Annotated in this window: 20 protein-coding genes and 1 pseudogene; 5 read left to right on the top strand and 16 right to left on the bottom strand. The window is 70.8% G+C overall.

Going from position 1 to position 25,837, the window contains the following annotated elements:
• Positions 1-86: 86 nt before the first annotated feature.
• Positions 87-389 (bottom strand): DUF5955 family protein, encoded by a 303-nt coding sequence (locus AC3CH1_RS05450; protein ID WP_488461812.1) that lies wholly within the window; start codon positions 387-389, stop codon positions 87-89.
• A 249-nt stretch (positions 390-638) separates the two neighbouring features.
• Here AC3CH1_RS05450 and AC3CH1_RS05455 point away from each other — a divergent pair, with 249 nt between their 5' ends.
• Together AC3CH1_RS05455 and aceB are read left to right on the top strand one after the other, a co-directional pair.
• The gene (locus AC3CH1_RS05455; protein WP_488461813.1) at positions 639-1,244 is read left to right on the top strand and encodes a nucleotidyltransferase family protein; all 606 of its coding nucleotides are present in this window, start codon (positions 639-641) and stop codon (positions 1,242-1,244) included.
• Between the two features lie 261 nt (positions 1,245-1,505).
• Complete coding sequence (aceB, locus tag AC3CH1_RS05460; protein ID WP_488461814.1) at positions 1,506-3,125, top strand: malate synthase A; 1,620 nt, start codon at positions 1,506-1,508, stop codon at positions 3,123-3,125.
• Between the two features lie 216 nt (positions 3,126-3,341).
• Here the strand turns inward: aceB and AC3CH1_RS05465 are convergent, their stop codons facing one another.
• The 15 genes and pseudogenes from AC3CH1_RS05465 to AC3CH1_RS05535 all read right to left on the bottom strand — a co-directional run bounded on the left by AC3CH1_RS05465 (position 3,342) and on the right by AC3CH1_RS05535 (position 22,355).
• On the bottom strand, positions 3,342-8,312 hold the full coding sequence (locus AC3CH1_RS05465) for a DUF3320 domain-containing protein (RefSeq protein ID WP_488461815.1): 4,971 nt from the start codon (positions 8,310-8,312) through the stop codon (positions 3,342-3,344).
• A 227-nt stretch (positions 8,313-8,539) separates the two neighbouring features.
• A complete protein-coding gene (locus AC3CH1_RS05470; protein WP_488461816.1) occupies positions 8,540-10,072 on the bottom strand; it encodes a YfcC family protein in 1,533 nt (510 codons plus the stop codon).
• Positions 10,069-10,371: a hypothetical protein gene (locus tag AC3CH1_RS05475; protein ID WP_488461817.1), complete on the bottom strand. Its 303-nt coding sequence runs from the start codon at positions 10,369-10,371 to the stop codon at positions 10,069-10,071. The genes AC3CH1_RS05470 and AC3CH1_RS05475 overlap by 4 nt, the downstream gene beginning before the upstream one ends.
• A gap of 91 nt (positions 10,372-10,462) precedes the next feature.
• Positions 10,463-11,454: pseudogene (locus AC3CH1_RS05480) on the bottom strand (fibronectin type III domain-containing protein).
• A 301-nt stretch (positions 11,455-11,755) separates the two neighbouring features.
• The gene (locus AC3CH1_RS05485; RefSeq protein WP_488461818.1) at positions 11,756-12,439 is read right to left on the bottom strand and encodes an alpha/beta fold hydrolase; all 684 of its coding nucleotides are present in this window, start codon (positions 12,437-12,439) and stop codon (positions 11,756-11,758) included.
• A gap of 91 nt (positions 12,440-12,530) precedes the next feature.
• Entirely contained in the window at positions 12,531-13,988 is a 1,458-nt protein-coding gene (locus tag AC3CH1_RS05490; protein WP_488461819.1) for a nucleobase:cation symporter-2 family protein, read from the bottom strand.
• Positions 13,989-14,362: 374 nt separating this feature from the next.
• Complete coding sequence (locus AC3CH1_RS05495) at positions 14,363-15,751, bottom strand: 8-oxoguanine deaminase (RefSeq protein ID WP_488461820.1); 1,389 nt, start codon at positions 15,749-15,751, stop codon at positions 14,363-14,365.
• Between the two features lie 45 nt (positions 15,752-15,796).
• A complete protein-coding gene (locus AC3CH1_RS05500) occupies positions 15,797-17,200 on the bottom strand; it encodes a nucleobase:cation symporter-2 family protein (RefSeq protein WP_488461821.1) in 1,404 nt (467 codons plus the stop codon).
• A 68-nt stretch (positions 17,201-17,268) separates the two neighbouring features.
• On the bottom strand, positions 17,269-18,192 hold the full coding sequence (pucL, locus tag AC3CH1_RS05505; RefSeq protein WP_488461822.1) for a factor-independent urate hydroxylase: 924 nt from the start codon (positions 18,190-18,192) through the stop codon (positions 17,269-17,271).
• A 7-nt stretch (positions 18,193-18,199) separates the two neighbouring features.
• On the bottom strand, positions 18,200-18,589 hold the full coding sequence (gene uraH / locus AC3CH1_RS05510) for a hydroxyisourate hydrolase (protein ID WP_488461823.1): 390 nt from the start codon (positions 18,587-18,589) through the stop codon (positions 18,200-18,202).
• A 20-nt stretch (positions 18,590-18,609) separates the two neighbouring features.
• Positions 18,610-19,146: a 2-oxo-4-hydroxy-4-carboxy-5-ureidoimidazoline decarboxylase gene (gene uraD, locus AC3CH1_RS05515; protein ID WP_488461824.1), complete on the bottom strand. Its 537-nt coding sequence runs from the start codon at positions 19,144-19,146 to the stop codon at positions 18,610-18,612.
• Positions 19,147-19,310: 164 nt separating this feature from the next.
• The gene (locus AC3CH1_RS05520) at positions 19,311-19,631 is read right to left on the bottom strand and encodes a helix-turn-helix domain-containing protein (protein ID WP_488462155.1); all 321 of its coding nucleotides are present in this window, start codon (positions 19,629-19,631) and stop codon (positions 19,311-19,313) included.
• A gap of 113 nt (positions 19,632-19,744) precedes the next feature.
• Complete coding sequence (locus AC3CH1_RS05525; protein WP_215110004.1) at positions 19,745-19,996, bottom strand: YkoF family thiamine-binding protein; 252 nt, start codon at positions 19,994-19,996, stop codon at positions 19,745-19,747.
• Between the two features lie 108 nt (positions 19,997-20,104).
• Positions 20,105-21,391, bottom strand: a complete 1,287-nt coding sequence (locus AC3CH1_RS05530; RefSeq protein WP_488461825.1) for a lactonase family protein — start codon at positions 21,389-21,391, stop codon at positions 20,105-20,107.
• A gap of 124 nt (positions 21,392-21,515) precedes the next feature.
• Positions 21,516-22,355, bottom strand: coding sequence for a GntR family transcriptional regulator (locus tag AC3CH1_RS05535; RefSeq protein WP_488461826.1), 840 nt, complete (start codon positions 22,353-22,355; stop codon positions 21,516-21,518).
• A gap of 281 nt (positions 22,356-22,636) precedes the next feature.
• Here AC3CH1_RS05535 and AC3CH1_RS05540 point away from each other — a divergent pair, with 281 nt between their 5' ends.
• The 3 genes from AC3CH1_RS05540 to AC3CH1_RS05550 all read left to right on the top strand — a co-directional run bounded on the left by AC3CH1_RS05540 (position 22,637) and on the right by AC3CH1_RS05550 (position 25,810).
• Positions 22,637-23,905 carry an extracellular solute-binding protein gene (locus AC3CH1_RS05540; protein WP_488461827.1) on the top strand — a complete coding sequence of 423 codons (1,269 nt, stop codon included), beginning with the start codon at positions 22,637-22,639 and terminating at the stop codon, positions 23,903-23,905.
• A gap of 76 nt (positions 23,906-23,981) precedes the next feature.
• Positions 23,982-24,965: a carbohydrate ABC transporter permease gene (locus AC3CH1_RS05545; protein ID WP_488461828.1), complete on the top strand. Its 984-nt coding sequence runs from the start codon at positions 23,982-23,984 to the stop codon at positions 24,963-24,965.
• Entirely contained in the window at positions 24,962-25,810 is an 849-nt protein-coding gene (locus tag AC3CH1_RS05550) for a carbohydrate ABC transporter permease (protein ID WP_488461829.1), read from the top strand. Before AC3CH1_RS05545 ends, AC3CH1_RS05550 begins: the two co-directional genes overlap by 4 nt.
• The last annotated feature ends 27 nt before the right edge of the window (positions 25,811-25,837 follow it).

Raw genomic sequence — 25,837 nt, forward strand, 5'->3', positions numbered from 1 at the left:
CGTACGGGGGCCCGTGCGTCGTGGGCCGGGCGTACGGGGGCCCGTGCGTCGTCGGTCAGCCGCCCTCGGGCTCGCGCGCCGCCGGTTCAGCCGCGCGGGGGCTCCCCGAAGAGGTCGACCGCGTTGCGCACCTCGCGCAGGGCCACGGCCACCGCGCTCACCGAGCCGATGGCCCCCGCGATCAGCAGCAGGGAGCGGCGCATGCGGGGGATCTCCGGCACGCCGCTGACGGCCATCGCGTCCAGGGCCGCCAGCTCGTCCTCGGCGATCGGCCGGTCGGGGAATTCGGTCCGGAGACCGGCCAGTGCGCGGCGGAGCCGGGAGACGGCCATCCGCAGCTCGGCCACCCTCGGGTCCTCGGCGCTGCCGGTCAGCTGCTTCTGCCCCACGCTTCGCAACACAGCACTCCCCCTCGCACGTCCTTGTGCCGGTGTGACCCCCGAACCCGGGCTGTGGCCAAGTCCCCGGACGTGTCCGCAAGTTAACGCCATGACAGGCAGTACGCGCCAGCCCACGGAAAGAAATCGGGGTGACCCCTGAGGGTGACATGCGTGTCGCGTGTGCGAAACGCTCAGTGATATCCAGGCCTCATGGTCACGGACACGACGACAGGCACGGTTACGGAGAGGACCGCGGACATGACTTCCGCCGCGAGGAACCCCGAGGTCGCGGGGGTACTGCTGGCCGCCGGAGGGGGCCGCCGGCTCGGCGGCCGGCCGAAGGCGCTGCTGGAGCACCGGGGCCGCCCGCTGATCGAACACGCGGTGCGCTCGCTGCGCGACGGTGGTTGCGGCCCGCTGCACGTGGTGCTGGGCGCGGCGGCGGACGAGGTGCGGGCCCGCGCGGATCTCGCGGGGTGCGCGGTGACGGTGAACCCGGACTGGGAGGAAGGCATGGGCTCCTCGCTCCGGCGGGGACTGGCCGCCCTGGGCACGACGGACGCGGACGCGGCACTCGTCCTTCTGGTCGATCAGCCGGGGATCGGCGCGGAGGCGGTGGCGCGGGTGCGTCTCGCGTACCGCTCGCGGGCGAGTCTGGCGGCCGCCTCGTACGGCGGGGAGCGGGGCCATCCGGTGCTGTTCGGGGCGGACCGGTGGGCGGACATCGCGGCGGGGGCGGTGGGCGACCGGGGCGCGCGGGCGTATCTGCGGGAGCACCGCGATGCGATCACGCTCGTGGAGTGTTCGGATGTGGCCGAGGCGTACGACATCGACACCTCGCAGGATCTGAAGCACCTGGAGTGACCGTGCGGATCCGCCGCCGTCCACCGTGCGTGGCCGCTCCGGCACGCTGCGCCGCGAGCCAACCGTTTCTGTCGACCCGGAGAATCTCGACATCAACAAACCATTGAACTTCCACCATGAGGAAACTACTATCCACTGGTCAGAAGCCCTCTGAACCTCAGACGGCACCCACGGCCGTATCTCGGAGCCATGGCACGCCGTGCCGTGTCAGGCGACCCGGCGGCCATGAGACGCCGCCGCCCGCTGAAGGAGTGACAGCTCATGTCCGCACCAGCGCCGTCCACGCTGGCCATCGTCGATGCCGAGCCCCTGCCCCGGCAGGAAGAGGTCCTGACCGACGCGGCCCTCGCGTTCGTGGCGGAACTGCACCGGCAGTTCACCCCGCGCCGCGATGAGCTGCTCGCCCGGCGCGGTGAGCGCCGCGCCGAGATCGCCCGCACCTCCACGCTGGACTTCCTCCCCGGGACGGCGGCGGTCCGCGCGGACGACTCCTGGAAGGTCGCACCGGCTCCGGCCGCTCTGAACGACCGCCGGGTGGAGATCACCGGTCCGACCGACCGCAAGATGACCATCAACGCCCTGAACTCGGGCGCCAAGGTCTGGCTCGCCGACTTCGAGGACGCGTCCGCCCCCACGTGGGAGAACGTCGTCCTCGGCCAGCTCAACCTCACCGACGCCTACGAGCGCCGCATCGACTTCACCGACCCGAGGTCGGGCAAGTCGTACGCGCTGAAGTCCGCGGACGAACTCGCCACGGTCGTCATGCGCCCCCGCGGCTGGCACCTGGAGGAGCGCCACCTCCAGCTGGACGGCGTCTCCGTGCCGGGTGCGCTCGTCGACTTCGGTCTCTACTTCTTCCACAACGCGCAGCGCCTGATCGACCTCGGCAAGGGACCGTACTTCTACCTGCCGAAGACGGAGTCGCACCTGGAGGCCCGCCTCTGGAACGACGTCTTCGTCTTCGCCCAGGACTATGTCGGCATCCCGCAGGGCACGGTCCGCGCGACGGTGCTGATCGAGACGATCACCGCCGCCTACGAGATGGAGGAGATCCTCTACGAGCTGCGCGACCATGCCTCCGGGCTCAACGCCGGCCGCTGGGACTACCTCTTCTCCATCGTCAAGAACTTCCGTGACGGCGGGTCCAAGTTCGTCCTCCCGGACCGCAACGCGGTGACGATGACCGCCCCGTTCATGCGGGCGTACACCGAACTCCTCGTCCGCACCTGCCACAAGCGCGGCGCGCACGCGATCGGCGGCATGGCGGCCTTCATCCCCTCGCGCCGCGACGCCGAGGTCAACAAGGTGGCCTTCGAGAAGGTCAAGGCGGACAAGGACCGCGAGGCGCACGACGGCTTCGACGGCTCCTGGGTCGCCCACCCCGACCTGGTCCCCATCGCCCTGGCCTCCTTCGACGCGGTCCTCGGCGAGAAGCCCCACCAGAAGGACCGGCTGCGGGAGGACGTCTCGGTGGCCCCGGGCGACCTGATCGCCATCGACACCCTCGACGCCAGCCCGACCTACGACGGCCTGCGCAACGCTGTCGCGGTCGGCATCCGCTACATCGAGGCCTGGCTGCGCGGCCTGGGCGCGGTCGCCATCTTCAACCTGATGGAGGACGCCGCCACCGCGGAGATCTCCCGCTCGCAGATCTGGCAGTGGATCAACGCGGACGTGGTCTTCGAGAACGGCGAACACGCCACGGCGGAGCTGGCCCGCAAGGTCGCCGCCGAGGAACTGGCCGCGATCCGCGAGGAGATCGGCGAGGAGACCTTCACCGCCGGCAAGTGGCAGCAGGCCCATGACCTCCTGCTCCAGGTCTCCCTGGACCAGGACTACGCGGACTTCCTGACGCTGCCCGCGTACGAGCAGCTGCGCTGACCCCACGGCGCGAGCACCGTCACCGCCCCCGGCACCGCACAGCGCCGGGGGCGGTGGTGTCCTCCTGGGTCCGCGCGGTTCGCTCCCTGGCCGACTGCGACGGCAACGGCCGTGCGCGGGGAGCCTGTTCGTCGGTCGGTGACCACGACGCCTGGCCCCTCCACCGTACGTCCGCCGACGCCGCGGGCTCACCCCTGTGCCGTGGCGCCGACGGGCTCAACCGCTCGGGGCGCCTCCGCGCACGACGCTGATGCGGTCCGGCCCTCCCTGGAGGCGGCCCCGCCGGTACAGGTCCGCGATGTCGCTCTCCAGGGCGGTGCGGATGTCCGCACCCGTCCTGCGCCATCCGAAGAACTCGCAGGCCTGCCTGATCAATTCGTCCTGGGACATGCCGGGGCATTCCGCCGCGAGCTCACTCAGGGCGAGCTGCCGCTCGGCGGGAGCGATGAGCGTGACCTTGCGCGGGGTCTCCCCGGCCTCCGGCGTCCGTGCCGTGTCGGCGGTCCGCCCGCCGGCCCGGTAGAAGCCGTCCTCGCAGGCGAGTTCTCCCGAGCGGACGAGTTGCTGTGCCACCGTACGAACGTTGTCACGGATGCGGTTCCCGGCCCGTGCGACGCCCCATGCCTCACGGGCCCGCTGCACCAGCAGCTCCTCGTGGACGGGTCCCTCGACGGCGACGATCCGGTCGAGGGCCTGTGCCAGTTCCCTCCGGGCCTCCGGCGTGTGGAGCTCGTGAGACGAATGGACCGCGATCCGGCAGGCACGGTAGGGCGCGCTCCACTCGCGGCGCGGCGCGGCGTCGACCGGCACCCTCGCGTACGTGGTCCCGGGCGGCTCCGTCGCCTGGGCCGGCACGTGGACGGCAGCCTGATCTCCGGACGCTGTGCCGTACGCTCCCTCGTCGACGGCGGGCGACGGGGCGGCCGGGGGCGGCCCGGGGTCCGGCTCGACAGGGGCCGGAGGCCGAGCCGTCTCCGCCGTGAGCGGGCCCTGGGCGATGGCCTGCTCGACGGCTTCCTTCAGCCGCTGTTCGGCTGCCGCACGCCCCCGGTACCAGTCGGTGCCCCAGATCCGGTAGAGGCGCCAGCCGAGCCCGTTCAGCACCTGCTCCCGCAGCCGGTCGCGGTCCCGGGCCGCTTTGGAGGAGTGGTACATCGCACCGTCGCACTCGATCCCCAGTGCGTACGCGCCAGGGTGCTGCGGGTGACGCAGCCCCAGGTCGATGCGGTATCCGGCGACGCCGACCTGCGGCTGCACCGTGTGGCCCCAGCCGTCCAGGACGGCGAGCACCGACTCCTCGAAGGGGCTGTCCGGCTCCGCGTCCGACTGGACGACGTCGCGGGCCAGTACCGCCGGCCCGTTCTCCGCGTACTCCAAGTAGCGCTTCAGGTGCTGGACGCTCTCGTTGGCGCTGTCGGGCAGGCTCGTGCCACGGAACGAGGCGACGACCTCCATCCGGTAGCGCGCCCGGGTGACCGCCACGTTCAGACGTCGCCAGCCGCCGTTCTTGTTGATGGGACCGAAGTTGAGCCCGAGCTTTCCGTGTTCGTCGGGTCCGTAGCCGACGGACATGATCATGACGTCACGCTCGTCGCCCTGCACCGATTCGAGGTTCTTGACGAAGAAGCCGTCCAGACGGTCCTCGGTGAAGCAGTGGTCGAGGTCGGGCCGGTCCAGCCGGACCTGCTGCACCGCGAGATCGATGGCCGAAGCCTGCGCCTGGGAGAGGGCCACCACGCCGAGGGACCGGCCGGGGCGGGTGTCGAAGTGGTGGATGACACGGTTGGCGACGTACTCCGCCTCCGCCCGGTTGTCCCGGCGACCGCCGCGGTCGTACGTGCCGTCGGCTTCCAGGAAGGCGACGCCCACGTCGTTGCCCTCGTCGAACGCGCCGGGGAAGGTCACCATGGAGTTCCGGTAGAACGACCTGTTGCTGAAGGTGATCAGGTCCTCGTGCCGGCTCCGGTAGTGCCAGCGCAACGGCAGCTCCCGCATGGCGCCCGCCTTGCAGGCGTGCAGCAGCGATTCGAAGGAATCGGGGATGTCCGCCTCGTACTCGTCACCCTCCTCCTCCCCGGCGGAGTCGAAGAACGAGGTGGGCGGCAGCTGCTTGTCGTCGCCGGCGACGATGAGCGTCTGCCCCCGGTAGATGCAGTTGATCGCGTCACTGGGCCGGACCTGTGAGGCCTCGTCGAACACCACGACGTCGAAGTGATAGTCGCTCGGCAGCATCTGGCTTACCGTCAGGGGACTCATCATGAAGCACGGCTTGACGGACTGCACGACTTCACGGGTGCGACCGAGCAGTTCCCTGACGGGCATGTGCCGGGTCTTCTTCTCCGCCTCCCGGATGATCACCGCCGCTCCTCCACCGCCGATGCCTCTGGGGCGCCGGTTGTTGCAGGCCTCGATCACGGCACCGCCCGCGGCGGCGATCAAGCGGCGGTCGGCTTCCCGGTAGTCGGCCACCCTGGCGTCGAGGTCGTCCGAACGGGTCGTGCGCAGCCGGCTGTCGGTGGCGAGGATCCCGTCCGCCCAGGAGGTGAGCACGGACCGTTCGACGATCTCCGGCAACCGCTCCGGCTCGATGCCGCGCTCGGCCGCGCCCGCCACGAGCGCGTCGGCGCCCTGGCGGGCGAGGACGGCGACGCCGTCCCGGTACGCGTACCACTCCTCGGGGCCCCGCGGGTCGGCGAGCAGCTCTCCGACGGCTTGCCCCGCTTGGTCCAGGGGCCCCATCAGCAGGGCGGAGAGCTGTACCTGGCGCTCCGCGCCGAAGAGGCCGAGCAGAGCCGTCACGGACGTGGACCAGCGCTCGGCCCGGCGCTCGGCGACGGCACACCAGTCACCGAGGGAACGTCGCGCGTTCTCCGCCAACAGGGCGGGGAGGCGGTCGGTGTCGGCGGCGTCGGCCAGCTGGTCGGCCAGCAGATCGCGCCGGCCCAGCTCACCGGCCAGTTCGATGATGCGGTCGGCGGTCGCGAGAGCGTCGGTGAGGGCGGGTACGTCCCCCTGGGTGCGGGGCGTGTACCGGCCGAGCAGCGCGGTGTGCTCCCCGGAGAGCCTGCGCACTTCGCCGGCGGCCCGTTGCCACCGAAGGGCATCGCCCAGACGCCCGGCCAGCGACTTGGTCCAGGTGCCGTCATGAGTGAGTGCCTCGACAGCCGTACGGTCGGCCTTGTACTGGGCCGAGAAGCGGGCCATCAGCTTGGCGTGCGGGCCCTCGAAACGGGCGACCAGATCGGGCAGGTCCGTCCGTTCGACCGCCTGCTCGCCGAACACGTCCGCGGCCGCCGCACGCGCTTCGGCCTCCGCGGTCAGGGCTTCCCGCAGCGCCTGTGCGGCCTGATGTGCTCCACGAAGCTCCGCATCGTCGAACCAGGCGGCCAGCGGGGGGTTCGCGGCCGCCGTGAGGTCGGCGAGTGCGCACAGGGCTGCGGCCGCCTCGCCATCGGTCGGCTTGGGCATACCGAACAGGTCGGCGAGCTGGGCCAGTTGACCGGAGGCGTCTTCCTGCAGAGCCGCGTCCGGGGAGCCGAAGCCGTCGGGCAGGCCGGCTCGCAGGGAGCGTACGGTCTGGTGAAGCTCGCGGACGGACCGGGGCTCGCCCTGGGTACCGGCGAACGGACGGCGGGCGGTCGCCGCGCGCAGGGCGTCGAGGGCGTCGGACGCCTCGGTGGCCGCCTGGTGCGCGGAGGCGCCCACGAGCCCGTGCCAGGGAAAGGAGTTGCCCTCCGCCACGGGGCGCCACGCCCGGCTTACCGCTTTGGCCGCCACGGTGAGGTCCAGCAACGCCCCGGCGCTCAGGGTCCGGACGGTCTTCGCGTTCTCGGCGGACAGGGAGAGTTGCGGTGTTCCCGCCTGATCGAGTTGGACCAGGCGCCCGAGGACGTCGTGCAGAGTCCGTCCGAGAGGCTCCCTGACCTGGTTCATGCCCGCCGCGTAGGCGGAGAGTTCCTCACGCAGCTGCCGGGCGCGCTCGCGTTCGTGTTCCGCGGCTCCGTTGACCCGGGCGACCGTGGTCAGTACCCGGGCGAGCTCGGTGGCGACGGCCTTCTTGCTCGTATCACCGCTGTGCAGGGCCAGCACGAAATCGCCGAGCCCGACCCCGCGCAGCCGGTTGCGCACGACGTCGAGCGCCGCGGCCTTCTCACTGACGAACAGCACACTGCGACCCGCGTGCATCAGAGCCGCGATCAGGTTGGTGATGGTCTGACTCTTGCCGGTGCCGGGCGGGCCGCTCATCACGAAGGAGCGGTGCTCCAGGGCCGCCGCGATGCACTGGCGCTGGGAGGCGTCCGCGTCCAGCACGAGCGGCGTCCGCTCAGGCAGCTGGACCTCGTCGATCCGGTCCAGTTCGGGGGGCTCGAACCCGATGAGGTCGTCCGGCAGACCCGCGTCCGGCCCCAGGGCGACGGCGCGCACCAGAGGATGGGCGAGGATGCGGTCCTCGTTCTGCTCCAAGTCCTTGTACATGGCCTCCCGGTGCGAGGCGAACAGACCGAGCACGGCGCGATCGTCGACCGTCCAGCCCTGCTGTCCGGCCGCGACGGCGCGGGCTGCCGCCATCAACGCCGGCAGATCGCCGACGTCGGTGCCGGTGACCGGGGACCAGTCGGCCCCCAGACGCTCCGCCTTCACCGCGAGAGCCGGGTTGTGCACGCGGTCCTGGCCGTCGGCCGGGTGGAGGCGGTAGCGGCGGCCGCTCTGCCGCCGGAGTTCCACCGGGACGAGAAGCAGCGGTGCCGAACTGGTCTCGTGCGCCCCCTCCTCACGCCAGTCGAGCATGCCGACGCCCAGCCAGAGCACCCACAGACCGTAGTCGTTGAACATCTGGCCGGACTTCTGGCGGAGCTGGTAGAGGGCCCGGTCCAGTGTCGCCTGCGTGGCCTTCTGCGTGACCAGTCCCGGACGGCCGCGGGGAGCGGGGACCGTCCGGACCTCCTCGCCTTCCGGGGCCTCCGCCACCGGGGCGAACTCCCAGCCCCTGGCCAGCTCGGCGAGCAGAGGGCCGGTCTCCGGGGAGGTGATCTCCAGCGTCGACGTACGGGTGTGGCGGAAGTTCAGCAGGCGGTTGCGCCCGCCCATGTCCAGCAGCGAGGACCGCCAGCCGTCCAGTACGGCTTTCAGCCTGTCGAGACCGGGGTCATGGACTACCGAAGGCTGGGAACGGGGCGGTCGGGGCATGGGGCGAGAACCTCCTGAGCACGGCGCACAGGGGTATCCACGCTCACAGGTCCCCCCTGGAAATATGTACTTATCAGCCCGCGACCACTGACACGCCACGGATCAACCACATGGTATGTGTTTGTTGTGAAGACCCAGGTGAATGGCGGGAAATGGTCAGCTCCTGGCCTGAGTGAGCCGCCGCTGCGTGCTCTCGGCCGCCCCCTGCTACCCGACGGGCTCGGCACTCACGTCCACACCGCCCCCAGCGCCACGAACCCGCAGACGAGGGCGAACAGGATCGCCAGCAGCGGCCAGACGAACCGCAGGTACTTGTCGTAGCCGACCTTCGCCAGGGCCACCCCGCCGATGGTGACCGCCGTCGTCGGGACCCAGAGGTTCATCCAGCCGCTCGCCGCCTGCCACGCCGTGACGACCACGGCGCGGGAGACGCCCGCGAAGTCGGCGAGCGGGGCCAGGATCGGCATCGCCAGCGTGGCGTGGCCGGAGGTGGAGGGGATGAGGAAGGCGAGCGGCAGGTTGACGACGAAGACGAAGACCGCGAACAGCGCCGACGAGGTGCCCGAGACCACGCCCTCGATGGAGTGCAGCACGGTGTCGGTGATCCGGGAGTTGTTCATGATGACCGTGACACCGCGCGCGAGGACGATGACCAGCGCCGGGGAGATGAAGTCCGCCGCGCCCCGGATGATCGTCGCGCTGAGCTTCTGCTCGCCGAACCGGGCGACGACGCCCACCAGGACCGCCGCGACCAGGAACAGGGCGGCCAGCTGGGGAAAGGACCAGCCGAGTTCGAAGCCGTACGGGGTGGCGTCGGCGTCGCCCGTGAGGGCGCTGGACCACGGGACGACCGAGAAGATCATGAAGCTGAAGACCAGGGCGACCAGGACGAGCACGGCCCGGTGGAGCCCGGTCAGCTCCGGGGGCTCCCCCGCGTCCGCCGCGTCATGCTCGCGGTCGCCGGGCAGGAAGCCGGAGAGCGAGCGGTCGGGGTTCTCGCGGACGCGGCCCGCGTACCGGATGACGTAGCCGATCGTCACCGCCGTCAGGACCACCCACATGATCGCGCGCAGCACGATGCCGTCGCCGAGCGAGATGCCGGCGGCGGAGGACGCGACTCCGGTGGCGAAGGGGTTCACGGTGGAGCAGAGCACGCCGATGCCCGCGCCGAGGATGATCGTGCCGGTGGCCACCATGCGGTCGTAGCCGAGGGCCAGCATCAGCGGGATGATCAGGCCGTAGAAGCCGAGCGTCTCCTCCGCGAATCCCTCGACGGTGCCGAGGAGGGAGAAGACCAGCATCACTCCGGCGATGAGCAGCGCTCCCCGGTCGCGCAGCCGGTGCGCGAGGCGGCCGATGCCCCGGTCCAGGGCGCCGGTGGCGAACACCACGGTGATGAACGCGCCGATGGCGAGCACGAAGAGGAACACGCCCGCACTGCCGTACAGTTCGCCGGCCAGGTCCGGGCCGACCTCGCCCGTCCTCGTGTCCTGGACGCCGTAGAGGCCGTTGACCGGGGAGAGGAAGAGGTCGTTCAGGCGGTCCACGAAGCTCTGGTCGGAGTCGACCCGGTGGTACGTGCCCTGGACCGGGGCCCCCGCCTCGTCGCGGTCGTAGGCCCCGGGCGGGATCAGGAAGGCCAGCCCCCAGACGGCCAGCGTGACGACCGCGAGGATCGTGAGGGCGCTGGGGAAGGCGAACCCCTTCTTGGCCGGGGGCTCTTCCTCCGGGGCCGGTTTCGTGTCGGCCGCGCTGCTCATGCCGTGCTCCCGCCCGTCGCGGTCCCCTGCGGGGAACCGAACGGACGCCAGGACTCCAGATGGGTGACCAGGAGGTCCTGGGCCCCGGCGAGGGGGCGGAACTCCTCCTCCCGCCTCTCCACCCGCTCCACGCCCGTGCCGCGCACCAGGGCCACGAGGAGGTCGTGGGCCTTGCGCACGGGCTCGGGCGGGAAGCCGGGGAACGCGATGGACGGGGTGGCCGTCAGCCGTTCCGGGTCGGCGACGAGTCCGTCCAGCAGCGCGTCGACCCGGGTGCTCGGGTCGTCTCCCGGATCCATGGTTCAGCCCCTTCGGTCCACTGGCCTTCCGGACCAATGGACCATGGGGGGCGGCGCGCCGCACTCCTGGGAAACGGCGGTCCCTCGGGCCTCAGTCCGTCAGGACGACCGTCCGCTGGGCCGAGAAGTCACCCCACTTGCCGTCCGGAAGCTTGGCCCTGAGCTTGACCGAATAGCGGGTGCCCACCGGGTCGGAGAGGTCCAGCCGGTAGGTGGCGCGCCCCTTGGGGGGCGTGCCGCCCCAGACGATGGTGGTGGTCAGCTTGCCGTTCAGATGGAGCTCGTAGGCGGGGATGACTCCGCCCGTCTCGGGCTGGTCCCAGGACAGGTCGAGGGTGGAGGCGGCGCCCTCCTTGCCGATCTCGGCGCTCAGGCCGGTGGGGGCGGTGCTCGCGGGGCGTCGGGGGCGGACTCGGTGGTGAGGTCGAACGTGTTGCTGTCGGCCGAGGACTTGTCGGAGGCGTCCCGGGCCCGGACGGTGAAGGTGTAGACGGTCCCCGGGCGCAGACCCGTGAGCTTCGCCGTGGTCTCGGAGGCCGGGACGCTGTGGATCCGGGAGTCCTCCTGGTAGATGTCGTACGAGGTGACGCCGACGTCGTCCTTGGACGCGCCCCAGGTGAGGGTGGCGGCACGTTTCCCGTCGGCGCTGCCCGTCAGCTTCGCCGGGACGGTGGGGGGCGTGTCGTCCTTGGGCGGGGTGGCCTGGGTGGTGACGGGGACGCGCTTGCTGGGCGCGGAGAGATTCCCCGCCGTGTCCTTGGTCCGGACGCTGAAGGTGTAGTCCGTCGAGGCGGTCAACCCGTTGACGTCGATCATGGTCTTGGTCGCCGGGACGCTCTTGACCTTGGCCTTTCCACGGTAGATCTCGTATCCGGCGACCTTCTCGTTGTCCAGGGCGCCTTTCCACATGACGTGCACCGAGGTGGAGCTGCTGGCCTGGGCGGTCACGCCCTCGGGGGTGGCGGGAGGCTGCGTGTCGGCTTCGGCGGTGCCACCGCAGGCGGAGAGGAGGGGTGCGAGAAGCAGGGCGGAACAGGTCAACGCGGCAGAGATGTGGGGGCGTTGCACGGTGGTGCCTTCCATCCGGACAGCAATGGTCCAGACCTGTATGCCATGGCGCGGGGGTCGCCGACAAGAGGACGGCGAGGAACCTTCCGCTATGTGACGGTGTGCGCCGCCCGAACCGCGGTCCGGGCGGGGCGCGGGGCAGCTTCTCGGGACTCGGACCGCGCGTCACCGGCCGATGATTGCTCGGTGGTCGAAGGATCTTCCCTGGAGGGACGCACAGAAGAACCCCGTGCCCCGCTGCTGGGCCGGGTGATCTCTCTCGGCGGCCGCCGTCCGGACTGGCGGCCGGGCGGCTGAGCGGCGAGCGGGCAGCGGCTCAGCTGGTGAAGAACTCCGTGATGTGCGCGGCCACCTGGTCCGCCCGGGTCTCGTGCATGCGGTGGCCGCCCGGGACCGTGATCAGCCGGCAGTCCGGGATCAGGGAGGCCACGTCGGCCTGGCGGTGCTGTTCCATCGTGCTCTCCGGGCCGCCCATGATGATCAGCGTCGGGGAGACGATGTCGCCGAGGGCCTCGTCGGCGTCCGGGCCGGGGTCGGCGAGCTGGTCGCGTACGACGGGCACCGCGTTCTCGTCGTAGTCCACCGGGCCCTCGCCCCGGCCCGCCGGGCCCGGGTCACCGGGGAACGGGGCCGGGGTCTCCACCAGCACCAGCCGCTCCACCCGGTCGGAGTGCTCCTGGGCCACCAGGCGGGCGACGACCCCGCCCATGCCGTGGCCGACGAGGCCGACCCGGTCCAGCTCCAGTTCGTCGAGGAAGCCCATGACGTCCTCGGCCATCAGCTCCAGGGCGTAGTCGTCGGGCCAGTCGCTCTCGCCGTGGCCGCGCAGGTCCAGGGCGAAGACCCGCCACTCCTGGCCCAGCAGGGGGCCGGCCGCCTCCCAGTTCGCGGCCGAACCGCCGAGGCCGTGCAGCAGCACGACGGGCGAGCCGAACGCGTCGCCCCAGGTCCGGTACGCGAGGCGCACATCGCCGACATCCACAACAGACTGATCTTCCATGCCCCTGACGCTACAGCCGACGGGCGCCGGACGGCCGCCGGGGCCCCGCGTCGCGCGGGGCCCCGGATGCTCCGGTCCGAATCCGCAGGGGTCAGTGGACGCCGACCCCGGCCGCGGCCGGCACGACGTGCTCGCCCGGTGCCTGCTCCTCGTCCGCCGCGTCGGCCTTGCGGCCGAAGTGGTTGAAGGCGAGGTTCAGCACGATCGCCACCACGCAGCCGGTGGAGATGCCCGAGTCGAGGACGACCAGCAGGCTCTCGGGGAAGGCGTGGTAGAACTGCGGCGCCGCGATCGGGATCAGGCCGATGCCGAGGGCCGCCGCCACGATCAGCGCGTTCTCGCCCTTCTCCATGGCCGCGGTGGCCAGGGTCTGGATACCGCTGGCCGCGACCGTGCCGAAGAGGACGATGCCCGCGCCGCCGAGCACCGGCAGCGGTACGAGGGCGATGACGGAGGCCGCGACGGGGACCAGGCCGAGCACGATGAGGATGCCGCCGCCAGCGGCGACGACGAAGCGACTGCGGATCTTCGTCATGGCGACGAGGCCGACGTTCTGGGCGAAGGCGCTGCACATGAACCCGTTGAAGAGGGGGCTGATGGCGCTGCCGAGGGTGTCGGCGCGCAGCCCGCCCTCGATGATCTTCTCGTCTGCCGGGCGGCCGACGATCTTGCCGAGGGCCAGCATGTCCGCGGTGGACTCGGTCATGCAGACCAGCATCACGATGCACATGGAGATGATGGCGGCGATCTCGAACTGCGGGGCGCCGAAGGCGAACGGCGTCGGGAAGCCGACCACGTCGGCCTCCTTGATGGCGCCGAAGTCGGTGATGCCGGCCGGGATGGCGATCAGGGTGCCGATGACCAGACCGAGCAGGATCGCGATCTGCTGGAGGAAGCCGCGCAGGAGCTTGCGCAGGGCCAGCACGATGACCAGGGTCACCGCGGCCATGGTGATGTTGGTCATCGAACCGTAGTCGTCGGCCGTGGCGTTGCCGCCCTGGGACCAGTTGAAGGCGACCGGGAGGAGCGAGACGCCGATCAGGGTGATCACGGTGCCGGTGACGACGGGTGGGAAGAAGCGCACCAGTTTGCAGAAGTACGGGGCGAGGACGAACCCGAGAAGGCTCGCGACGATGATCGCGCCGAATATGACGGCTATCCCGTCGTGTCCCCGGTCCTTGCCTATCGCGATCATCGGGGCGACCCCGGCGAACGAGACGCCGTTGACGAAGGGCAGCCGGGCGCCGACCTTCCAGAAGCCGATGGTCTGGAGCAGGGTGGCGATCCCCGCGGTGAAGAGGCTCGCCCCCATCAGGAAGGCGGTCTCCTTGGCGGTGAGGCCGACGGCGGGCCCCACGATCAGCGGCGGGGCCACCACGCCCGCGTACATGGCGGCCACGTGCTGGAGGCCGCTGGTGAACATCTTCAGTGGGGGGAGGGTCTCGTCGACCGGGTGTTTCCGGTCGTCTCCCGTTTCCGCGGCGTTGTCGGCCGTCGTGTCGGGGGCGGCTGCATCTGCGTCTTTGCGAAACCTGGGCTTGGCGGCCACGGCGGTTCCTCCGGTCGGTTACACGTCGTCGGCGACGTGGGATTCAGGGAGGTGGTGCGTAAGTGGTGCGGCGGTGCGGCTCTCTCAGGTGGTGCAGGTCGTGCAGGTCGTGCAGGTCGTGCAGGTGGTGCAGGTCGTGCGGAGGGGGGTGCGGAAGGGCGCGCACGGGGGTGTGTGCGGGCAGCGTTCATCACCGGTCCGGCGGGCGCGCACCATGCGCGCGTCCGCCGGACCGGCTGCCGTGGACCCCGCTCGGGTCCACGGCGGCCGGTCTCGGGCCGTCCCCCTCGACCGGCCGGTCGGGGATACCGCGCGGAGCCGGGCTCCGCGGGGATGCCGCACGGAGTCGGACTCCGGCGGGGTACCGCTCGGAATCAGGCTCCGGCGGCGATCTGCGCGAGGCGGCGGGCCTCGTCGCGGGTGACGCGGGCGATGGCGTCCTCGTCCACCGTGGTGAGGTGGTTGCCCTCGACGACCGGCTTGCCGTCGACGAGGGACAGGGTCACCGGGGCGGCCGCGCCGAAGATGAGGGCGGTCACCGGGTCGGCGATCGAGGAGTGGGCCAGGGTGTCCAGCTTCCACAGGACGAGGTCGGCGAGCTTGCCGGCCTCCAGGGAGCCGATCTGGTCGGCGCGGCCCAGCACCTGGGCCCCGCCGAAGGTCCCGAGGCGCAGGGCCTGACGGGCGTTCAGGGCGGCCTCGCGGTGGGCGCCGAGGCGGTTGATGAGGAGCGCGTTGCGCAGCTCGGTGTGGAGTTCGCCGGACTCGTTGGAGGCGGTGCCGTCCACGCCGAGGCCGACGGGGACGCCGGCGGCGAGCATGTCGGGGACCCGGGCGATGCCCGCGGCCAAGCGCGCGTTGGAGGACGGGCAGTGGGCGACGCCGGTTCCCGTACGGGCGAAGGCGGCGATGTCCGAGTCGTTCATGTGGACGCAGTGGGCCATCCACACGTCGTCGCCGAGCCAGCCGGTCGACTCGAAGTACTCGGTCGGGCCCCTCCCGAACAGCTCCTTGCAGAACTGCTCCTCCTCGACGGTCTCCGAACCGTGGGTGTGCAGCCGTACGCCCTTGCGGCGGGCCAACTCGGCACCCTGGCGCATCAGTTCGGTGGACACGGAGAACGGCGAGCAGGGCGCGACGGCGACCTGGGTCATGGCGTCGAAGGAGGCGTCGTGGTGGGCGTCGATCGTCGCCTCGGTGGCGGCGAGCGCGCCTTCGAGGGTCTCGACGGCGAAGTCCGGGGGCAGGCCGCCGTCCTTCTCGCTGCGGTCCATGGAGCCCCGGGCGAGGGTGAACCGTACGCCCATCTCACGGGCTGCGCCGATGATCGCGCCGGAGAGGTCGCCGGAGCCCTTCGGGAAGACGTAGTGGTGGTCCATGGCGGTGGTGACACCGCCGCGGGCCATCATGGCGAGCGAGCCCTGCGCGGCGGCGCGGGCCATCGGCTCGTCGATGCGCGCCCAGGTCGGGTAGAGGGCGACCAGCCAGTTGAAGAGGTTGTGGTCGGTGGCCAGGCCCCGGGTGATCCACTGGTAGAAGTGGTGGTGGGTGTTGACCAGGCCGGGTGTCGCGAGGTGTCCGGCGCCGTCGATCCGCCGGACGACTCCGGTCAGGCCCTCCGGAGCCTTGCCGGCGCCGATGGACTCGATGCGGTTGCCCGCCACGACGATGTACCCGGACGCGTACTCCGTGTCGTGGGCGTCGACGGTGGCGATCGAACAGTTTTCGATGATGATGCGCTGAGGGTCTGCCGAAGCTGCCATGGCGCTTCCTTCTTCTCTCTGTGGCGATGTGGGCACGGCAGGACCCTAGGAGGATTTGAGTGCCACAGCGGTGCGGCTGTGGGTGCCGAGATGGTGGAAGAACAGATTGAGCACGACCGCGACAAGTGCTCCCGCGCTGATCCCGGAGCCGAGGACGGTCTGCGCCCAGGCCGGGAATCCGGCGTAGAAGGTGGGCGCGGCGAGCGGGATGATGCCCGCGCCGAGCGCGACGGCGACCAGGATGATGTTGGAGCTGTCGTCCAGGCCCGCCTCGGAGAGCGTGCGGATGCCGCTGACCGCGATGGAGCCGAAGAGGACGATGCCGGCGCCGCCGAGGACGGGCATCGGGACGAGCGAGACGACCGCGCCGAGGACCGGGAAGGCTCCGAGGACCAGGAGCGCTCCGCCGGCGGCCGCGACGACGTACCGGCTGCGTACGCGGGTCAGGGAGACGACGCCGACGTTCTGGGCGAAGGCGCTGGTGGGAAATCCGCCGAAGACCGGGCCGAGGAGGGTGGCGATGCCGTCCGTACGCAGGCCCCGGGTGATCGTGCGGCCGTCGGTGCGGCGGTCACAGATCTCGCCGAGGGCGAGCATCCCGGCGGAGGACTCCGTCATCAGGACGAGCATGACAATGCAGAGGGAGAGGATCGCGGCGGGCTGGAACTCCGGCACGCCGAAGGCGAAGGGGGTCGGCAGGGCGGCGAGCGGTGCGGACTTCAGCGCGGAGAAGTCGGCGAGTCCGAACGGGATCGCGGCCAGCGTGCCGACGAACATGCCCATGAGCAGGGCCACTTGCTTGAGAAAGCCGCGGCCGAAGCGCTGGATGAGCAGGATGACGACAAGCGTGAAGGCGGCCAGCGCCAGGTACTTCATGGCGCCGAAGTCGGCGGCGGTGGCGTCGCCGCCCTGCGCCCAGGCGACCGGGACCGGCATCAGGGTGACGCCGATGAGGGTGATGACCACGCCGGTGACGAGCGGCGGGAAGAAGCGCAGCAGTCTGCCGAAGAAGGGGCCGACGGCCAGGCAGAAGACTCCGGCGACGAGCACCGCCCCGTAGATCGCGGGGAGTTGGCGGCCGGGTGCGCTGGTCTCGGCGATGGCGAGCATCGGCGCGATCCCGGCGGAGGAGGCGGCGTTGACGAAGGGTAGCCGGTTGCCGGCGAAGCAGCCGAGACCGACGGTCTGCACGATGGTGGCGAGCCCGGCGATCAGGAGGCTCGCCGCGATGAGCCGGGTCATCCCGGCGGTGTCCAGGCCGACGGCCTGGCCGATGATCAGCGGAGGGGTGACGACGCCCGCGTACATGGCGGCGATGTGCTGGAGCGCGGCGGGGACCAGCCGCGCGGGAGGAAGCTTCTCGTCGACCGGGTGGACCGCCGGGTCGGAGGCGGTGGTCGGTGAGGTCGTGCATGGGCCTTCTGCCGGCCCCGTTGCAGGCTGTGCCATGGGTGTTCCCTCCGGGATGACCGGCCCCCGCCCGTCTGTGGGCGGCCGGGGGCCGGTTCAGTGCCGCGTCAGAGGTTGGTCATGTCGACCGGGATCTGCGGCTCGACGCCGTCCCGGAGCACGGTGGCCTCGATCAGACCGTAGGGACGGTCGGCCGCGAAGTAGACCTCATTGTCGTTCTTGAGGCCGAACGGTTCGAGGTCCACCAGGAAGTGGTGGTTGTTCGGCAGCGAGAAGCGGATCTCGTCGATCTCGCTGCGGCTGTTGATGATGCGCGAACCCATCTGGTACAGGGTCTGCTGGAGCGAGAGGGAGTACGTCTCGGCGAAGGCGTGGAGCATGTGCTTGCGCGCCTGCTCGTAGGACTTCTCCCAGTTCGGCATCCGCTGCTCGTCGCTGGTCCAGTTGTAGCGCCAGCGCGCGGAGACGTCCGTCGCCAGGATGCGGTCGTACGCCTCCTTCAGCGTCGTGTACCGGTCCTTGACGTAGCCCCAGAACTCGGAGTTGGTCGAGTTCATCACCGTCAGGTCCTTGAGGCCCGAGATGACCTCCCAGTTCTCACCGTCGTAGGTGATCTGGGAGACGCGGGTCTCCTGGCCCTTGCGGACGAAGGAGTGCTTGACCTCGTCGGCGCCGATGAACCTGGAGTTGCCGTCGGAGGTCGCGATGCGCTCCCAGCTGTACTCCTCGATCCGGATCCGGGCGCGGTGGATCGGTTCCTGGGAGGAGACGAAGTGCCGGGCGAGGTGGATGCCGAACTGCTCGGCGGACTCGATCCCGTGCTCCTTGGCGAACGCGAACACCGTGTTCTTGGTGGTGTCGGTCGGCAGGACGTTGGCGTTGGAGCCGGAGTAGTGGACGTCGTCCATGTCGCCGGAGAGGGCGACCGAGACGTTCAGGTCCTTGATGTGGTGGGTGTCGCCGTCCCGCACGATCTTGACGACGCGGTTCTCTGCTTTGCCGTACTGGTTCTGGCCGAGAATCGTGGGCATGTCGGTGCTAGCTCCCTCGGTAAACGGAGTAGCCGAACGGGTTGAGCAGCAGCGGTACGTGATAGTGCTCGCCCGGGGCGACCGCGAACGCGATGGTCACCTCCGGGAAGAACGCGCCGCTGTCCCTTACGCGGGGGGCGTCCTGCTGCGCCTCGGCTTGCTTCTTGGAAAAGTACGTCTCGGTGTCGAATGCGAGACGCACATGGCTTGTTCCCTCCGGCAGGGCCGGGAGGTCCTTGCAGCGCCCGTCCGCATCGGTCGCGGACGCTCCGAGCGTCACGTACGGCGCGTCGCTTCCGCTGCGGGCGGCGAGCGAGACGGCGACGGACGCGGCGGGGCGGCCGATGCTGGTGTCCAGGATGTGGGTGGACACCGATGCGGTCGTGTCGGTACTCAAGACCGTCACTCTCCTAGATCTCAAGAGTCCTGTGCGGAAGCGCCCTCTGCGAGGGTCTCCGTCACGAGACGGGTCAGCCGGATGCGGTTGATCTTGCCCAGTTCGGTGCGCACGATCTCCTGCTCCTGCTCGGGCGAGTTCCCGATCCGGGACTTCACCGCGTCGCGCATCTGCTCACCGGTGGCGCCGGTGGCACAGATCAGGAAGACATGTCCGAACCGATCCTGGTAGGCCAGGTTCAGTTCGAGCATCTCGGTCTTGAGCTCCTCGGAGGCGCCGGCCATCCCCCGCTGTTCGCGGGAGGAGGTCGGGTCGCCCGGCTTCGGCCGGCCGATCGGCGGGTGGCCCGCCATCGCCTCGGCCAGGTCCTCCGCGGTGAGCTCCGCCGTGGCGGCGTCGCTCGCGGAGAGCAGGGCTTCTTCGGTGGCGTACGGACGCCCGGCGAGGATGGTGTTTCCCCAGGCCGCACTGGCACACACCTCGTGCAGTGCGGGAGTGGCCTCGCCGTCCGCCAGGGTGTTGAACCGGGTGAGGCCCGGTGTGGAGCTCGAAGTCACGGGAGCCTCCGTGGCTGTTTTTCGCTGTGCGTTGTTCGGGCTGCGGATAGCTAACGCCCTCCGCAACACGACGTCAACACTTTGTTGAAATCTCGCGAACGAAGAAAGCCGCCGTCCCGGCATACGGACGGCGGCTTTCCCGTGTGTTCGGCGTGTTCGGTCAACTACTCACCCTTGGCCGCATGTTCCCTGTTGAGGTAGTTGTACACGGTGAACCGGGAGACGCCCAGGGCGCCGGCCACCGTCTCCACCCCGTGCCGTACGGAGAAGGCACCGCGTGCCTCCAGCGTCCGGACGACGCTCTGCTTGGCCTTGCGGTCCAGGTCGGCGAGCGGCATCCCGTGCCGTCGTTCCATCGCGGCGAGGATGTGGTCCAGCGAGTCGGAGAGCTGTGGAAGGCGTACGGCTATGACGTCCTGGCCCTCCCAGGCGAGCACGACGTCGTCCTGCTGGGCCTGCTCGGGACCCAGCAGCTCCGCGCCCATCGCGTCGACGAGCGGCTTGACCGCGGAGACCAGGGGGTGGTCGAGCGTTGCCGAAGGGTTGTCGGACCCGGCGGGGATCTCGGCGGCAGCAGGGGGGTGATCGACGGATCCGGTCATGACGCGTCCCCCTCGATCACGTTCACCTGGAGCGAGACCCGGGTGGCGCCCGAGGCCAGGGCCCGCCGCAGCAGGGAGTCCACGGCGGTGAGCACCTCGTCCGCGCCCCCCTCCGCGGTGTTGCCGAAGGGGCCGACGTCGACGGCGTCGAGCCCGGCGCCCTGGATCACCTCGCGGGCGACCACCGCGTGGGCGGGCGCCTCGTCGAGATCGAACGGCTCGGTGGTGAATTCCACCCTCAAGCGCACTGTGCCTCCTTGATGTCCTCGCCGCGGGTGCGGGCGCGCGGCTCGGCCACGACTGTAACCGCTGGACGGGGCCCCGCTCCGGTGCGCGCGGGGCCCCGGCCGCGGTGGTTACGGAAGCGGCAGGACGCAGACCGCGACCGGAGCCGGGAAGGGGCCGCCCGCACCGGTCAGGGAGCCGTCGGGGCCGATCCCGAACACGGTGACGGTCGAGGAGCGCTGGTTGGCGGCGAAGAGCAGGGAACTGTCCGGGGACAGGGCCAGCTGTCGGGGCCAGTCGCCGCCGACGGGCACGGTGTCGAGCAGTCGCAGGACCGCCCCGTCGCTCTCCACGGCGTAACGGGTGAGGCTGTTGTGACCCCGGTTGGCGAGGTAGACGTACGCCCCGTCCCCGGTGACCACCGGCTGGGCGGGGTAGCTGGTGCCGGATCCCGTGCCGGTGGACTGCCCGGGCCCCGGGGTGAGAGCGCCGGTGGCGGGGTCGTACCCGCAGACGACCATGGTGTCGTCCAGCTCGCAGGCCAGGTACGCGAAGCGCCCGCCGGGATGGAAGGCCAGGTGGCGGGGGCCGGAGCCGGGAGCCAGAGCGGCCCGGGAGACCTCGGTGAGCGTCCCTGCCGACTCGTCGAGCGCGTACGTGTACACGGTGTCGGTACCCAGGTCGACGGCGAGGACGTGACCACCGTCGGGCGAGGTGACGATCTGGTGGGCGTGCGGTCCACCCTGACCGGGTCCCGGCGGCGGCGAGCCGTGGGTGACCAGGTCCGTCCGCTCCCCCAGGGAGCCGTCCCCGGCGATCGGGTGGACGGCGACGCTGCCGGAGGTGTAGTTGGCGCTCAACAGCCAGCGTCCGGAGGGGTGGACGGAGAGGTGGGTGGGGCCGGAGCCGCCGGTGGGGCGGCTGCCGAGCACCTCGTACGTCCCGTCCGGCGCGATCGCCACGGCGGTGACCGCGCCCGCGCCCTGCTCGGCGACCGCGTAGACGGTGGCGCCGGAGGGGTGCGGGGCCAGGTAGGAGGGGTTCTCGACGCCGGTGATCACCGGGCCGGGAGTGATCGCGCCGGTGCCGGTGTCGTACGCGGCGGTGCCGATGCCCGCGCCACCTCCTGCCTCGGAGGTGTACGTGCCGAGGAGCAGCGGGCGGGTGGCGCGCGGGCCGGCGGGCGGGGCGGGCATGGCGGCCGGGCGGGCCCCGGCTCGGGCCGGCGCGGCGTGGGCGGGGGCGGCGTGGGCGGGGGCGGCGGCGGCCAGGGCGGCTCCGGCCAGCAGACCGCCCAGGAGGCCTCGGCGGCTGGGGAGGCCGGAGGCGGGCGCGGACGGGGACGCCGATGCGGAGGCGGCGCGGCCACCGTGTGCGGAACGGTCGGGGTCGGGGCTCGGGTGGAGGGCTGGGTTCATGCGAGGCACCTCGTGTGGGGGTTCGGCTGCTTCGGATGCGTCCGCCACCCTGGCCCGTCGGCGGCCTTTCGACAAGAGGTGCAACCGCGGTTGCGCGCTGCGCAACGCGATCGGAGGTCGGCGGTCAGCCGCCTGCCTGGATGTCCCCCCTGGTCGAGGAGGCGATGGCGTCGCCGTGGGCGAAGTCCCCCGGCGGGATGCCCGGGTGGTGACCCTCCCGGTCGGGGGCGACCTCGGCCGCCGGGCCGAGCGCGAGCCGGGAGACGATCCGATAGCGGTCGCCCCGGTACAGCGAGTGGACGTACTCCACCGGGCGGCCCGACGTGTCGGAGGTCAGTCGCTCGAAGAGCAGCGCAGGCGACAGCTCCGGCACGTCGAGGAGCCCGGCCTCGGCGCGGGTGACGACGGTGGGCTCGATGGCCTGGACGGCCTCGTGGACGTGCACCCCGTGCGTGGAGCGCAGATGCTCGTACAGGTCGCCGCTCTCCAGCTCCCGCGCGCTGAGGCCCGGCACCAGCTCGGCCCGGATGTGCAGGTGCTCGATGGCCATCGGCGCACCGTCGACCAGCCGCAGCCGCGCCACGTAGACGATCTCGGCGGCGGGCGACATCCGCAGCTTGCGGCCGACGCGGGCCCCCGCCTGGAGCGTGGTGAACTCCAGCAGTCGGCTCGACCAGGCGCCCGCCGCCTGCGGCACGCTCAACGCACGGTCCCCGGCGACCAGTTCCTGGGTGATCTTGGCGGGGGCGACGAACATGCCCCGGCCGTGCTCGCGCACCAGGAGCCCGGCGGCGACCAGCTCGTCGACCGCCGCACGCACGGTGGGCCGCGACACGCCGAGCAGGGCACACAGGGCGCGCTCCGAGGGGATGGCGTCCCCGGGGCTGCGCGACTCGATCAGCTCCAGCACGGCATCGCGGGTCCGCTCCCGTTTGAGCACCGTCCCCGGCACGCCCTCGTCCACGCGTTCCCCTCCCGACGGGTCGAATTCTCTTACTAGTTGACAACCACTACGGCCCAACTGGTCTGCTGGTCAGGCGAAGTGTAGCGCCATCCGTGCGCGACATCAGCGAGTCGGCGGCACGCAGATCATCAAACCCCCCTAGTACAGAGGGGGTTGACGTGCTCATTGGTCTATGCCACCTTCAACCCCCATCGAGAGGTGAGCTGTCCAGTGGACGCAACTGGTCAGGTGGTCAGGCCTCGTCAGGTACGTCCGATCCCTTCCGCTTCCGAGGTGAACCCATGAAGTACCGCTTGCTCGCCAGTGGGTCCGTGCTCGTCCTGACCGCCGTGCTCAGCGCCTGTAGTCCGTCGTCCGGAACGGACTCCGGAAACGGGGGCGGCCGGACGACGGTGGACGTCTGGCTGATGCGCGACAGCGTCTCGGACCGGTTCCAGAAGGAGTTCGCCGCCGACTTCGAGAAGCGCCACCCGACGATCGACGTGAAGGTCCAGATCCAGGAGTGGGACGGGATCGGCGAGAAGATCACCGCCGCCCTGGCCAGCAATGACGCCCCGGACGTCATCGAGGCGGGCAACACCCAGGTGGCGCAGTTCGCGGAGAGCGGCGGACTGCTCGACCTCAGCGACCGCACCGAGGAGCTGAACGGCGGGGACTGGCTGAGCGGCCTGGCCGAGCCGGGATCCTACGAGGGCAAGCAGTACGGCATCCCGTACTACGCGGCGAACCGGGTGGTCGTCTACCGCACCGACCTCTTCGAGAAGGCGGGTGTCGACGCCACGGCGATCAAGACCCGTGAGCAGTGGATCGACGCCACCACCAAGCTCAACAAGGGCGGCACGCAGGGCATCTACCTGCCCGGACAGCTGTGGTACGCGCTGGCCGGGTTCATCTGGGACGAGGGCGGCGACCTCGCCGCGGAGTCCGACGGGAAGTGGTCCGGCGCGCTGGACACCCCCGAGGCGCTGCGCGGCATGGCGTTCTACAAGGAGCTCCAGGCGCTCGGCAAGGGCCCCAAGGACTCCGACGAGGACGACCCGCCGCAGGCCGAGGTGATGGCCCAGGGGCAGGTGGCGCAGGTCATCCAGACCCCCGGCGGGGCCAAGGTCATCGCGGAGCAGAACCCCCAACTTGCGGGCAAGCTGGCCTTCTTCCCGATCCCGGGCAAGACCGCGGAGACCCCGGGCGCGGTCTTCACCGGCGGCTCCGACCTCGTCGTGCCGGCCGCGGCGGCCCACCCCGACGAGGCGGTCGCCTTCATCAAGGAGCTGACCGGGGACACCTGGCAGAAGAAGCTCGCCGTCGCCATGAGCTACGTGCCGAACCGGACCTCGCTGGCCTCCGCCGTGGCCGACGACCCGGGCGCCTCCGCGATGGCGGTCGGCGCGGCCAACGGGCACGCGACGCCCAACACCCCGGGCTGGGCGGCGGTCGAGGCCGAGAACCCGATCAAGGACTACATGACGGCCGTGCTCACCGGGGGCGATGCGGCGAAGGAAGCGGCGAAGGCCTCGGCCGACATCACCCGGGCCATGAACGCCGGCTCCTGACCTCGATCCGCCACCGCCGTTGCTCGCGCCACCACGACAGCGCGAGCCACCACAGCAGCACGGAAGGAGGCGTGCCGTGCCGGTCGTCGACCAACGGACCGCACCCCGCACACCCCGGCGGCGTCCCGTCCCGCGCCTCGCCGGGCGCAAGAGCCCGTCCCCGCGGGGCAGGGCGCAGAGCCTCTGGCCGTACGCACTGATCGCCCCCGCCGTCGGCGGCATGCTGTATCTGCTGGTCTACCCGCTGGTGCGGGCCGTCCTGATCTCGTTCCAGGACTTCCGGCTACGCCAACTGATCACCGGAGACGCGGAGTTCGTCGGGCTGCGGAACTACCGGACGCTGCTGGCGGATCCCCGGTTCTGGGAGGTGGTGCGCCGCACCTTCCTCTTCATGGCGCTCAACGTCGTCCTGATCATGGTGATCGCCACCCTGGTCGCCCTGATGGTGGAGCGGCTGGGCCGGATCGGGCGGACGGTGGTGCTGTGTTCGCTGGTGCTGGCCTGGGCGATGCCGGTGGTGGCGGCGACCACGGTCTTCCAGTGGCTGTTCCACTCGGAGTTCGGCATCGTCAACCAGTCGCTGACCTCGCTCGGCCTCGAGTCCTTCGACCGCTACCCGTGGTTCGCGAACGGCACGGCCGCCTTCGCCATCCTGGTGACGCTGATCGTCTGGCAGTCGGTGCCGTTCGCCGCGATCACCCTGTACTCGGCGCTGACCACCGTGCCCCTGGAGCTGTACGAGTCGGCGCGGCTGGACGGGGCGGGCGCGGCGCGGATCTTCCGTTCGGTCACCTTCCCGATACTGCGGCCGATCTTCCTGCTGGTCGTCTCGCTGGAGGTGATCTGGACCTTCAAGGCGTTCGTCCAGATCTGGGTGATGACACGGGGCGGCCCGGGTGACGCCACGACGATCCTGCCCGTCTACGCGGTCCAGACGGCGCTCTCCAGTCAGCGGTACGACCTGGGTTCCGCGGCCTCGATGGTCACCGTGGTCCTGATGTCCGGGGTGCTCGTCCTGTACTTCCGCCAGATGCTCCGCCAGGAGGACGAGACCCGATGAACAACCCACCTGCCGTACGCCGTCGGCTCCGGCGCCTTCCGCTGAACATCGCCGCCGCCGTGACCGTCGTCGTCTGCCTCTTCCCCGTCTACTGGATGATCTCCACGGCCTTCAAGCCGTCCAAGGACATCCGGTCCCCCGACCCGCGGCTCTTCCCGCACACCTGGACGCTCGACCACTTCCGACGGGCGGTGGAGGCCGACGGGTTCGCGCTGTTCTGGCGCAACAGCATCCTGGTCACGCTGGGGGCGGTGCTGCTGGCGCTGCTGGTGGCGCTGGGCGCGGCGTACGCCGTGGCGCGGATGCGGTGGAAGGGCCGGCGGCAGTTCATGCTGATGATCTTCATCGCGCAGATGGCGCCCTGGGAGTCGCTGATCATCCCGATCTACATCATCTCCCGGGACACCGACATGCTCGACCGGCTGCCGACCCTGACGTTGATCTACTTCATGATCACGCTGCCGTTCACCGTCGTGGTGCTGCGCGGCTTCATCGGGACGATCCCACCCGAGCTGGAGGAGGCCGCGCAGGTCGACGGGTGTACGCGGACCGGGGCGTTCTGGCGGGTGGCGATGCCGCTGCTGACGCCGGGGCTCATGGCGACCTCGCTGTTCGGCTTCATCACCGCCTGGAACGAGTTCGCCTACGCCAACTTCCTGATCATCAAGCAGCAGGACAACCGGACGCTGCCGGTGTGGCTGTCGTCCTTCCAGAACACCTTCGGGACCGACTGGGGCGCCACGATGGCCGCCTCCACCCTCTTCGCGCTGCCCGCCCTGGTGATCTTCCTGCTGCTCCAGCGCCATGTCACGTCCGGCTTCGCCGCCGGCGCCGTCAAGGGCTGAGCAGCGGAAGACGCCCACCCCCCTCCC

This window comes from Streptomyces sp. MGP-P1, assembly GCF_057766565.1.

What these genes read in the sequence shown, in the direction of transcription:
- AC3CH1_RS05530 (WP_488461825.1), bottom strand. Translation starts at nt 21,391, where the DNA reads ATGAACCCAGCCCTCCACCCGAGCCCCGACCCCGACCGTTCCGCACAC.
- AC3CH1_RS05485 (WP_488461818.1), bottom strand. Translation starts at nt 12,439, where the DNA reads ATGGAAGATCAGTCTGTTGTGGATGTCGGCGATGTGCGCCTCGCGTAC.
- AC3CH1_RS05550 (WP_488461829.1), top strand. Translation starts at nt 24,962, where the DNA reads ATGAACAACCCACCTGCCGTACGCCGTCGGCTCCGGCGCCTTCCGCTG.
- AC3CH1_RS05495 (WP_488461820.1), bottom strand. Translation starts at nt 15,751, where the DNA reads ATGGCAGCTTCGGCAGACCCTCAGCGCATCATCATCGAAAACTGTTCG.
- aceB (WP_488461814.1), top strand. Translation starts at nt 1,506, where the DNA reads ATGTCCGCACCAGCGCCGTCCACGCTGGCCATCGTCGATGCCGAGCCC.
- AC3CH1_RS05475 (WP_488461817.1), bottom strand. Translation starts at nt 10,371, where the DNA reads ATGGATCCGGGAGACGACCCGAGCACCCGGGTCGACGCGCTGCTGGAC.
- AC3CH1_RS05455 (WP_488461813.1), top strand. Translation starts at nt 639, where the DNA reads ATGACTTCCGCCGCGAGGAACCCCGAGGTCGCGGGGGTACTGCTGGCC.
- AC3CH1_RS05465 (WP_488461815.1), bottom strand. Translation starts at nt 8,312, where the DNA reads ATGCCCCGACCGCCCCGTTCCCAGCCTTCGGTAGTCCATGACCCCGGT.
- AC3CH1_RS05520 (WP_488462155.1), bottom strand. Translation starts at nt 19,631, where the DNA reads ATGGGCGCGGAGCTGCTGGGTCCCGAGCAGGCCCAGCAGGACGACGTC.
- AC3CH1_RS05470 (WP_488461816.1), bottom strand. Translation starts at nt 10,072, where the DNA reads ATGAGCAGCGCGGCCGACACGAAACCGGCCCCGGAGGAAGAGCCCCCG.
- AC3CH1_RS05540 (WP_488461827.1), top strand. Translation starts at nt 22,637, where the DNA reads ATGAAGTACCGCTTGCTCGCCAGTGGGTCCGTGCTCGTCCTGACCGCC.
- AC3CH1_RS05500 (WP_488461821.1), bottom strand. Translation starts at nt 17,200, where the DNA reads ATGGCACAGCCTGCAACGGGGCCGGCAGAAGGCCCATGCACGACCTCA.
- pucL (WP_488461822.1), bottom strand. Translation starts at nt 18,192, where the DNA reads ATGCCCACGATTCTCGGCCAGAACCAGTACGGCAAAGCAGAGAACCGC.